The organism is Roseburia sp. AF42-8, assembly GCF_003435965.1.
Lineage (GTDB): Bacteria > Bacillota > Clostridia > Lachnospirales > Lachnospiraceae > Roseburia_C > Roseburia_C amylophila.
The window spans coordinates 1-10,339 of sequence record NZ_QTVB01000058.1 but is presented as its reverse complement, the minus strand read 5'-3'; the positions used below and the strand labels follow the sequence as shown (position 1 = coordinate 10,339).

8 protein-coding genes and 1 pseudogene are annotated in these 10,339 nt (G+C 41.4%); 7 read left to right on the top strand and 2 right to left on the bottom strand.

What is annotated here, in order from left to right; all coding sequences use genetic code 11:
* Positions 1 to 401 precede the first annotated feature (401 nt).
* The gene (locus tag DW059_RS14005) at positions 402 to 1,619 is read right to left on the bottom strand and encodes an HD-GYP domain-containing protein (RefSeq protein ID WP_117699202.1); all 1,218 of its coding nucleotides are present in this window, start codon (positions 1,617 to 1,619) and stop codon (positions 402 to 404) included.
* Positions 1,620 to 1,811: 192 nt separating this feature from the next.
* Between DW059_RS14005 and DW059_RS14000 the strand changes: the two genes are divergently transcribed.
* The 7 genes and pseudogenes from DW059_RS14000 to DW059_RS13970 all read left to right on the top strand — a co-directional run bounded on the left by DW059_RS14000 (position 1,812) and on the right by DW059_RS13970 (position 9,431).
* Positions 1,812 to 3,062, top strand: a complete 1,251-nt coding sequence (locus DW059_RS14000) for a cell wall hydrolase (RefSeq protein ID WP_117699201.1) — start codon at positions 1,812 to 1,814, stop codon at positions 3,060 to 3,062.
* Positions 3,063 to 3,237: 175 nt separating this feature from the next.
* Positions 3,238 to 4,421: pseudogene (locus tag DW059_RS13995) on the top strand (acetyl-CoA C-acetyltransferase).
* Between the two features lie 132 nt (positions 4,422 to 4,553).
* Positions 4,554 to 5,426 (top strand): 3-hydroxyacyl-CoA dehydrogenase family protein, encoded by an 873-nt coding sequence (locus DW059_RS13990; RefSeq protein ID WP_022244335.1) that lies wholly within the window; start codon positions 4,554 to 4,556, stop codon positions 5,424 to 5,426.
* Between the two features lie 27 nt (positions 5,427 to 5,453).
* Positions 5,454 to 6,608, top strand: coding sequence for an acyl-CoA dehydrogenase (locus DW059_RS13985; protein WP_022244336.1), 1,155 nt, complete (start codon positions 5,454 to 5,456; stop codon positions 6,606 to 6,608).
* 81 nt (positions 6,609 to 6,689) lie between these two features.
* Entirely contained in the window at positions 6,690 to 7,472 is a 783-nt protein-coding gene (locus DW059_RS13980) for an electron transfer flavoprotein subunit beta/FixA family protein (protein WP_022244337.1), read from the top strand.
* Positions 7,473 to 7,499: 27 nt separating this feature from the next.
* Positions 7,500 to 8,543: an electron transfer flavoprotein subunit alpha/FixB family protein gene (locus DW059_RS13975; RefSeq protein WP_117699200.1), complete on the top strand. Its 1,044-nt coding sequence runs from the start codon at positions 7,500 to 7,502 to the stop codon at positions 8,541 to 8,543.
* A gap of 291 nt (positions 8,544 to 8,834) precedes the next feature.
* Positions 8,835 to 9,431 (top strand): ECF transporter S component, encoded by a 597-nt coding sequence (locus tag DW059_RS13970; protein WP_117699203.1) that lies wholly within the window; start codon positions 8,835 to 8,837, stop codon positions 9,429 to 9,431.
* 98 nt (positions 9,432 to 9,529) lie between these two features.
* Here the strand turns inward: DW059_RS13970 and DW059_RS13965 are convergent, their stop codons facing one another.
* Entirely contained in the window at positions 9,530 to 10,255 is a 726-nt protein-coding gene (locus DW059_RS13965; protein ID WP_117699199.1) for a GntR family transcriptional regulator, read from the bottom strand.
* Positions 10,256 to 10,339: the final 84 nt, after the last annotated feature.

Sequence of the window (10,339 nt, the reverse complement as noted above, 5' to 3'; positions counted from 1 at the left end):
AGAAAGTAAATGTAGAGTTTATGTTAAATTATAAAGGGGTATAATGTTTGTTGTTCCGATGGGAATATGTGGATTTGAAGATGTTAAATTATAAAGGGGTATAATGTTTGTTGTTCCGATGGGAATATGTGGATTTGAAGATGAAATTCAGGAAAGAAAGATAAAGTATGAGGTTGAGGGAGAAAAGGGAATTTTAAACTCTTTAAGTTATGTAGTCGAGAAAGATAATTTGAGACTGTTTTGCGATATGATATTCTTTTTTTTTGACTGAACATAGCTTAGACAGAATGTTATATGAAGAATTTAAATATTAAATAATAGCTGTCCCATTTAAAAGAAACCCACATATGTTCAAGGTTTTCTTGGATTGAACATATGTGGGCTATTCTGTATTGATAATCCTACACCAGCTTCTTTCTTGCAGTCTTTTTCTTTGGTGCCGGCTCGGCAGCGGCTGCTGCGGCAGCCTGATTCTGGCGCTTGCGGAACCGGTCGGCTACATCTTTGATATATTTGTCTGAGGTAAAATGCTTTAAAGTATTTTCATCAATGGCAATCCGGTTATCCATGGTCTTCATAATATCCTGAATCTGGATAATGTCATAGATGTGCGGGTCACGCAAATCAAAGATTTCATTATTAGTAAACTGTAAGATAAGAGGTTTGGAATAATCCTCCGGGTTATCTTCAAGAATCATCGCCTTTTCGCCATTGGATAAATCTACACAGGCACCTCTTGGAAGAATGTGGATGCAAAGAGAAAGTGCACGGACAATCTTTGTATCATATTTTTCCGGAAACTCCTGCAAATATTTCATGGCAACGATTTCGGAAATCGGCTCATTGGTTAGGCTCATGGCGGTCATCCGGTCAAAGGCATCTGCAACCTGTAAAAGCTTTGTGCCGCTGCTGCGGAAAATCTTGGATGGGTCAGCAGCCTCTTCCGGAGCGGAGAGTGTAATAAACTGGGTAATGATTCTTAAAGCATCCGGTGATAACTTTATACTGTGAGTCTGCGGATTCAGATAATCTAAGCTCTTGATACGGCAGGCAAGGATTTTCTTTTCGTCTTCTTCTGTTAAAGGATCCGTTTTTTCAGCAAGATCGGTCGGAACTAAAAGCCAGCCAAAATCATAGAGCAGAGCAGCCGTTACACAGGTCTGCTGAAAATCATCCGGCATATTTAACTGGTGAGTCAGCATGGCGACCAGAATAGCAACGCTGATGGAATGCTTGTATACATAATCCGCAGAGCTTCTTAAATTCTGCGCAAAGTTCAGCTTGTGGTCAAGACGGCCATACTGGGACAGAATCGAAGAGACCAGCGTTGGAAGCTTGTCCGGCTGTCTGCCTTTACGAATCATATCCATGCAGTCGCGAAGCTGGAACATGGAAATGGTTTGGAACTGTTCGAAAGCAATATCCTCGTCGGATAATGGCGGAACCGGTTCGGCAGGCTCCAGAATATAAATACCAATCAGCTCGAAATTCCGGATACTTTCGATACCCTGCCGGGTCAGTCTGGTGTCGCGGTCATAAAGCATGACGCCCAATTTATTATAGATAGGTTTAGCAAGACGCATGCCGGGTTTTAAGTCATCTGTCCGTATAAATAGCATAGCGGTTACCTCCTTACAAAATATGTTTTTCTCCGTTAAAATTCCTAGTTCAAATATAGCACAAGCAGAGAGGAAAAACAATCTTGGGATTGAAAAAGAAGTGTAGTTTTTCGTTGCATTTTCATAAGAAAGCCGTCTATAATAAAGGAAGAAAACAAGAGGCGTGATAAATCCATAAAAGAGGATAAAGATATGAAGAAAAACAGTAAACGACGTATGTTTTCCGCATTGCTGATACTGTTTCTGATGATACAGATGACGGTGCAGGCAGACACCGGCACCAAGGAAAGAGTGGATCTGGCATCTAAGGACACCGGAAGCAGCGTGGAAGAGCTGGAACGTCAGAGAGAGGAACAGCAGTCGCAGCTTGATTCCTTGAAAGAATATCAGATAAATCTTTCCGATGAACTGACGGAATTAAATAATGGATTGCAGGAAATCAGCAACGAACTGGCGGATACCCAGGATGAAATTGCGGCGAAAAATGTGGAGATTGAAGCAGCAGAAAGCCGGATTGCAGAGCTGACAACACGTTCTGAGAGCCAGTACGAAGCCATGAAGAAAAGAGTACAATATATGTACGAAAATGGCAATCAGTCTTACCTGGAGCTGCTGCTTGGTGCAAACTCATTTTCGGATTTTTTAAACCGGATGGAATATGCCAAATCTATTTATGATTATGACAGGCAGGAGCTTTCTGATTATCAGGATACACTGGCTGAATTAAAACAGCAGAAGGAAGATTTAGAAACAGCAAAAGAAGAACTGCTGGCGGCAGAACAGACGAAGCAGGAGCAGAAGAGTAAGGCAGACAGTCTGGTGGCAGCCCAGCAGGAAAAATTAAGTGCAGCAAAGTCGGACGTTGCAGATGCAGAGACGGAAATTGCAGACACAGATGCGGAAATCGCAAGACAGAAAGCCTATGAGGAAGAATTAGAGGCACAGAAGGCGAAAGAAGATGCAGCCCGTCAGGAGGAGATTAAGCGTCAGGAAGAGGAACTTATTAACAAGCAGCAGCCAGATGCTTCAGATAATAATGCAAATCCGGATGGGACATCCACCGGGGATAATACCACAGGAAGTGATACTTCCGGTGGCGGGACAGTGAATGCCAGTGATGTTGCCATGCTTGCAGCACTGATCCAGTGCGAAGCAGGCGGCGAAAGCTATGAAGGGAAGCTTGCCGTTGGAAGCGTGGTCATGAACCGTGTGGACAGCAGTTATTTCCCGGATACTGTGGTAGGTGTCATCTATCAGAGCGGGCAGTTCTCACCGGTAGCCAGCGGCCGTTTCGCAGTAGTGCTTTCATCCGGGGCAGATGCGTCCTGTGTGCAGGCTGCAACAGAAGTGTTAGCAGGCACAAGAACCTTAAACTGCTTATATTTCCGCAGAAACAACGGACTGATTAATGGAACTGTAATCGGAAACCATGTATTTTATTAAGGAAAGCTGAAAATCCGGCTCAATAAAGCAAGTTTCACTTGCAAAAATCCCCTTTCTATGATAACATCAGATTGTCGGGAAAGAGCCGGAAAGGCTTTCTTTTATTTTTTTACAAAAGATTGTTAAAAAAATAACAATAGTAAAAGGCAAATTTAATTCAGAAGGAGACGAGAAAATGGCACAGAAAGTAGTTTTAGCAGGCGCATGTCGTACCGCAATCGGTAAAATGGGAGGAGCTTTAAGCAATACTCCAGCCGCAGATTTAGGCGCAATCGTAATCAAAGAAGCATTAAACAGAGCTGGTGTTAAACCAGAACAGGTTGATGAAGTAATGATGGGATGTGTAATCCAGGCAGCACAGGGACAGAACGTTGCACGTCAGGCTTCTATCAAAGCAGGTTTACCAATCGAGGTCCTGCATTTACATTAAACGTAGTTTGTGGTTCTGGTTTGAAATGTGTAAACGAAGCTGCAAACATGATTATGGCTGGTCAGGCAGACATCGTTGTTGCAGGTGGTATGGAGAACATGTCTATGGCACCTTACGCTATGACAAAAGCTCGTTTTGGATATCGTATGAACAATGCAACAATTATCGATACCATGGTAAATGATGCATTAACAGACGCATTTAATCATTATCATATGATGATTACAGCAGAGAACGTATGTGACAAATACGGAATTACCCGTGAAGAGTTAGACGAGTTCTCCGCAAACAGCCAGCAGAAATGTGAAAAAGCAATTGCTGAAGGCAGATTCAAAGACGAAATCGTTCCTGTACCTGTTAAGGTTAAGAAAGAAACTGTTATGTTTGACACAGATGAGGGACCACGTCCAGGCACAACTGCTGAGTCATTAAGCAAATTAAGATGCTGCTCTGGTAAAGAGGGTGGACTTGTTACTGCAGGTAACGCTTCCGGTATCAACGATGGTGCAGCAGCAATCGTTGTTATGAGCGAAGAAAAAGCAAAAGAGCTTGGTGTTAAACCAATGGCTACATGGGTTGCAGGAGCACTTGGCGGAGTTGAGCCGGAAATCATGGGTGTTGGACCTGTTGCTTCTACAAAGAAAGTTCTTGCAAGAACCGGAATGTCTATCGATGATTTCGACTTAATCGAGGCAAACGAAGCATTCGCTGCTCAGTCAATTGCAGTTGCAAGAGATCTTGGATTTGATATGTCTAAGGTAAACGTAAACGGTGGTGCAATCGCACTTGGACATCCTGTTGGAGCATCTGGATGCCGTATCTTAGTTACATTGCTTCATGAGATGCAGAAGAGAGACGCTAAGAAAGGTCTTGCTACTCTGTGTATCGGTGGTGGAATGGGCTGCTCAACAATCGTTGAGAGAGACTAATTCACTCTTTCTGAATAAGTAAATATACCCGGGAAGTGCAAAACGCTTCTCGGGTCTTGCGTTGCAAGTTATAACCCAGAAGGCTTTCGTTTTCGGGTAAATATAATACATGAATTTTTAAGGAGGACTAACATGAAAGTTGGCGTTATTGGTGCAGGTACCATGGGACAGGGCATTGCAAAAGCATTTGCTCAGGTAGAAGGATATGAAGTAGCTCTTTGCGACATCAAGCAGGAATGGGCTGATGGCGGAAAAGAGAAAATTGCAAAAGGATATGCAAGACTGGTAGAAAAAGGAAAAATGACACAGGAAACTGTTGACGGAATCCTTGCTAAAATTACACCAGGTTTAAAAGAGAATCTTTGCGCAGACTGCGATTTAATCGTAGAAGCAGCATTCGAAGATATGGGCGTTAAGAAGACAACATTCCAGGAGCTTGATAAGATTGCTAAACCAGAATGTATCTTTGCTTCTAATACATCCAGTCTTTCTATTACAGAAATCGGAAATGGTCTTACCCGTCCAATGGTAGGTATGCATTTCTTCAACCCGGCAGACAGAATGAAATTAATCGAAGTTATCGCTGGTGTAAATACTCCTGCTGAAACAGTAGAAGCTATTAAGAAAATCTCTGTAGAAATCGGAAAAACTCCGGTACAGGTAAATGAAGCTGCAGGTTTCGTAGTAAACCGTATCTTAATCCCAATGATTAACGAAGCTGCATTTATCAAAATGGAAGGTGTATCTGATATCGCAGGTATCGACGCAGCTATGAAGCTTGGCGCAAATCATCCAATGGGACCTCTTGAGTTAGGTGACTTCATTGGTCTTGACATCTGCCTTGCAATCATGGATGTACTTTACAACGAGACAGGCGACAGCAAATATCGTGCATGTCCATTAATCCGTAAAATGGTTCGTGGTGGTAACCTCGGCGCTAAGAGCGGAAAAGGATTCTATGTATACAACGCTGACCGTACAAAGACCCCGGTTGACGCTCAGTAAAATAAAATTTATGGAGGATTTCAGAACATGGATTTCAGTTTAGATAAGAAACATGAAATGGCGAGAACTCTGTTCAGAGATTTCGCAGAAAACGAAGTAAAACCTCTGGCTCAGGAAGTTGATGAGACAGAAGTATTCCCACAGGGAACAGTTGATAAAATGGCAAAATTTGGTTTCATGGGAATTCCGGTACCAAAGGAGTACGGCGGACAGGGATGTGACCCATTAACCTATGTTATGTGTGTAGAAGAGTTATCTAAAGTTTGTGGTACAACAGGTGTTATCGTATCTGCACATACTTCTCTTTGTATCGACCCAATTATGACTTACGGTACAGAAGAGCAGAAACAGAAATATGTAAAACCACTTGCAACAGGTGAGAAGCTTGGTGCATTCGCATTAACAGAGCCTGGTGCTGGTACAGATGCCCAGGGAGCACAGACCAAGGCTGTATTAGATGGTGATGAGTGGGTATTAAACGGATCTAAATGCTTTATTACAAACGGTAAAGTTGCAGACGTTTATATTGTAATCGCAATCACAAGTGTTACCGAAGATAAGAGAGGAAGAAAGAAGAAGAACTTCTCTGCATTCATCGTGGACAAGGGAGCTCCTGGATTCTCCTTCGGAACAAAAGAAAAGAAAATGGGTATCCGTGGATCATCTACATACGAGTTAATCTTTGAAGACTGCAGAATTCCAAAGGAAAATCTGTTAGGACCAGAAGGAAAAGGATTCCCAATCGCTATGCATACTCTGGATGGCGGACGTATCGGTATCGCAGCTCAGGCACTTGGTATTGCAGAAGGTGCATTAGACAGAGCAGTTGCATACACCAAAGAAAGAAAACAGTTTGGTCGTTCTATCGCTCAGCAGCAGAATACCCAGTTCAAGCTTGCTGATATGGCAACCAGAATTGAAGCAGCTCAGATGCTGGTTTACAAAGCTGCTATGGCTAAAGCAACACAGAAGGTATATTCTGTAGAAGCAGCAAAAGCAAAATTATTCGCAGCAGAAACCGCAATGGCAGTTACTACAGAAGTAGTTCAGTTATTCGGTGGATACGGATACATCAGAGAATACGATGTAGAGCGTATGATGCGTGATGCTAAGATTACAGAGATCTACGAAGGAACAAGTGAAGTTCAGAGAATGGTTATTTCTGGCGCATTATTAAAATAGTTTCTGACAGATCGGCGCAAAAGGATTTTAAACGAAAAATCATGGCGCACACAAATTAAAAATATAAGGAGTGAATATACCGTGAAAATAGTTGTATGTGTAAAACAGGTACCAGATACAAAAGGCGGAGTAAAATTTAATCCGGATGGTACTTTGGATAGAGCTGCAATGCTCACTATCATGAACCCAGATGACAAAGCAGGTCTGGAAGCAGCATTAAGATTAAAAGATCAGTACGGTGCAGAAGTTACTGTACTTACCATGGGACTTCCAAAGGCTGATGAAGTTCTTCGTGAAGCAATGGCAATGGGCGCTGACAAGGGAATCCTTGTAACAGACCGTGTATTAGGTGGTGCAGATACCTGGGCTACTTCTACTACAATCGCTGGTGCATTAAGAAACCTTGACTATGATTTAATTATCACAGGTCGTCAGGCTATCGATGGAGATACCGCACAGGTTGGTCCTCAGATCGCAGAGCATCTTGGACTTCCGGTTATTTCCTATGCACAGGATATCAAAGTAGAAGGTGACAGCGTAATCGTTGAGCGTCAGTTTGAAGATGGATATCATGTATTAAAAGCAAAAATGCCTTGCTTGGTGACAGCATTATCTGAATTAAACGAGCCGCGTTACATGACTCCAGGCGGAATCTTCGATGCATTTGACAAAGAAGTAACTGTATGGGGCAGAGCTGACCTTAAAGACGTAGATGATTCTAACCTTGGTCTGAAAGGTTCACCGACCAAAATCGCAAAAGCATCTGACAAAGTCCGTAAAGGTGCAGGCGAGAAGGTTGCTCTCGATACCGACGAAGCAGTATCTTACTTAATTGGCAAATTCAAAGAGAAACATATCATCTAATAAAAATAAGGAAAAGTGGTGAATAAAATGGGTTTAGAAGAGTATAAAGGAGTATTTGTCTTTGCGCAGCAGGTAGACAACACATTAAATGGTGTTGCTTTTGAGTTACTTGGAAAGGGCAAAGAACTTGCAAAAGATTTAAATACAGAAGTAACTGCAGTATTAATTGGTTCTGATGTGAAAGGTCTTGCAGATCAGCTTGCTGAATACGGCGCTGATAAAGTTATCGTAGTAGATGATCCGGAACTGAAGAACTACAGAACAGAGCCATATGCACATGCATTAGCATCTGTAATCAATGAATTCAAACCAGAAGTTATGTTAGTCGGTGCAACAGCAATCGGTCGTGACCTTGGTCCTACTGTATCTGCAAGAGTTGCTACAGGTCTGACAGCTGACTGTACTGTTCTTGAGATTGGTGATTTTCCAATCAATCCGGTTGGAAACCAGGAGCAGAAACACAATCAGTTACTGATGACCCGTCCTGCATTCGGTGGAAATACCATCGCAACAATTGCTTGTCCGGATAACCGTCCTCAGATGGCTACTGTACGTCCAGGCGTTATGCAGAAAATTGCTCCAATCAAAGGTGCAAAAGCAGAAGTTATCGAGTTCAATCCAGGATTTACACCAAACAACAGATATGTTGAAATCATGGATATCGTAAAAGAAGTTAAGAATACAGCAAACATCATGGACGCTAAGATCTTAGTATCCGGTGGTCGTGGAGTTGGTTCTAAAGAAAACTTCAAACTGTTAGAGGACTTAGCAGAAGTTCTTGGTGGAACAGTAAGCTGCTCCCGTGCAGTTGTAGAGAATGGATGGCTTCCAGTTGACTTACAGGTAGGTCAGACAGGAAAGACAGTTCGTCCTCAGATTTACTTTGCAATCGGTATTTCCGGAGCAATCCAGCACGTAGCTGGTATGGAAGATTCTGATCTCATCATCGCAATCAACAAAGACGAAGATGCTCCAATCTTCGACGTTGCAGATTACGGTTTAGTAGGAGACTTAAACAAGATCGTTCCAGCTCTTACAAAAGCTTTAAAAGAGGAAATGGCTGCAAAATAATCCGTTTACGGATGTAATATTTCATCTTGGATGAGTCTCATTTGAGATGTGTGATAAAAGGGTGTCATGCAAATCGGAAGATTTGTGTGATGCCCTTTTTATGTGCTTAGAGGGAAAATTGCAAAGTATGTTGCCTGTAGTTAAACCGCAGGTATTTTTTTTGGTACATACATTGTATACAGTGGAAAAAAGTGGTATTCTAAACAAGGTTTGCAGGAAACTGTTTTGGCAGTGTGGCAGACAAATAATATTGTGGCATCGGCAGACAGATGCAGAAAAGAGGAAGAGACTATGAATAGAAGTAGCAGAACAGTGAAACTCGTTGAGATGGCTCTGTTGGTTGCAATCATTCTGATTCTGGCTTTTACCCCACTTGGTTATATTAAGACACTTGGTCTGGAAATTACATTGATTGTAGTTCCAGTTACAATTGGTGCCATTATTTTAGGACCATTGGGTGGAGCAGTATTAGGAGCCGTATTTGGAATCACAAGCTTTATCCAGTGCTTTGGAATGAGTCCTTTTGGAGCAGTACTTCTTGGCATCAATCCATTCGGAACCTTCGTGGTATGTGTAGTATCAAGAATTCTGATGGGCTGGTTGACCGGACTTATCTATAAGGGATTATCCAAATTCCCGAAGATGAAGAACTGGAAGATTTTAATTGCCAACTTGGCAGGTCCAATCTTAAATACCTTTTTCTTCATGTCAACACTGGTAATCTTTTTCTTCAGCTCCGATTACATACAGTCACTGGCAGGCGGATTAAATCCATTCCGTTTTGTCATTGCCTTTGTAGGTGTCAACGGACTGGTTGAAGCAGCAGCCTGCTTCGTGGTAGGAAGTGCAATTACCAAGGCATTGCAGGTTGCAATGAAAAATAAATAAAGGATATCTGCTTCAGATAAAAAGAGGAATGCTCTGTTTTCGTAATTAGAAAACAGAGCATTTTGTATGCTGGAAATTTGCTGAATATAAGAATGAAGTTATGAATTGTCATAACAAAAACGGTATTTACTGCCACAGATATATTCATATCCAACATGGATGAGCTCATTGTGAATATCATACATTTCTGTATGAAAAAGAAACAATGGGTCACCGGGTGAAATATGAAGAAGATTGGCTTGTTCCGTTGAGGCTTTTACTGCATCAATATAAGAATTCTGTGAACAACCAATGCAGATATCATATTTTTCACGAAATAGCTGATACAGAGAGCTATCTAAAGGTTCTGTCAGCAAAAATGAAAATTTGTGACATGGATAATAATTGTTCTCAATCATAATAGGTGTTGCATCTGCATATCGAATACGTTGGATATAAACAATAGAATCGCCCTCAAAGAGTTCAGCATTATCAAGATGATACTGTTCATATGGTATGACTTCACGTTTGGTTACAATAGTAGATGCCTCCATTTGATTGGCTTTGCATGCATCGGAAAAACTGAGAGTATGTTCCAGTTTACGAAAAATTTTCCGCTCTTTTACAAAGGTTCCTTTTCCCTGTTTCTTAATTAAGACCCCTTCATTACATAATTCAGTAATTGCACGCCTTATGGTAATACGGCTCACATGATATAGTTCAGACAATTCAGTTTCTGTCGGGATTTGCTGACCGGAAATATAAATTCCTTTTTTTATTTGTTCGAGTAAATCATTTTTTAACTGTTCAAACAGTGGTATATCACTGGTTGTGTTCAATTTCATAATAATATCACCTCACAAACATTATAATAACATATAATGTTTTGCATAACAATATGAATTTAAAAACATCATATTGAAAGATTA

What these genes read in the sequence shown, in the direction of transcription:
- DW059_RS14005 (WP_117699202.1), bottom strand. Translation starts at nt 1,619, where the DNA reads ATGCTATTTATACGGACAGATGACTTAAAACCCGGCATGCGTCTTGCT.
- DW059_RS14000 (WP_117699201.1), top strand. Translation starts at nt 1,812, where the DNA reads ATGAAGAAAAACAGTAAACGACGTATGTTTTCCGCATTGCTGATACTG.
- DW059_RS13990 (WP_022244335.1), top strand. Translation starts at nt 4,554, where the DNA reads ATGAAAGTTGGCGTTATTGGTGCAGGTACCATGGGACAGGGCATTGCA.
- DW059_RS13985 (WP_022244336.1), top strand. Translation starts at nt 5,454, where the DNA reads ATGGATTTCAGTTTAGATAAGAAACATGAAATGGCGAGAACTCTGTTC.
- DW059_RS13975 (WP_117699200.1), top strand. Translation starts at nt 7,500, where the DNA reads ATGGGTTTAGAAGAGTATAAAGGAGTATTTGTCTTTGCGCAGCAGGTA.
- DW059_RS13970 (WP_117699203.1), top strand. Translation starts at nt 8,835, where the DNA reads ATGAATAGAAGTAGCAGAACAGTGAAACTCGTTGAGATGGCTCTGTTG.
- DW059_RS13965 (WP_117699199.1), bottom strand. Translation starts at nt 10,255, where the DNA reads ATGAAATTGAACACAACCAGTGATATACCACTGTTTGAACAGTTAAAA.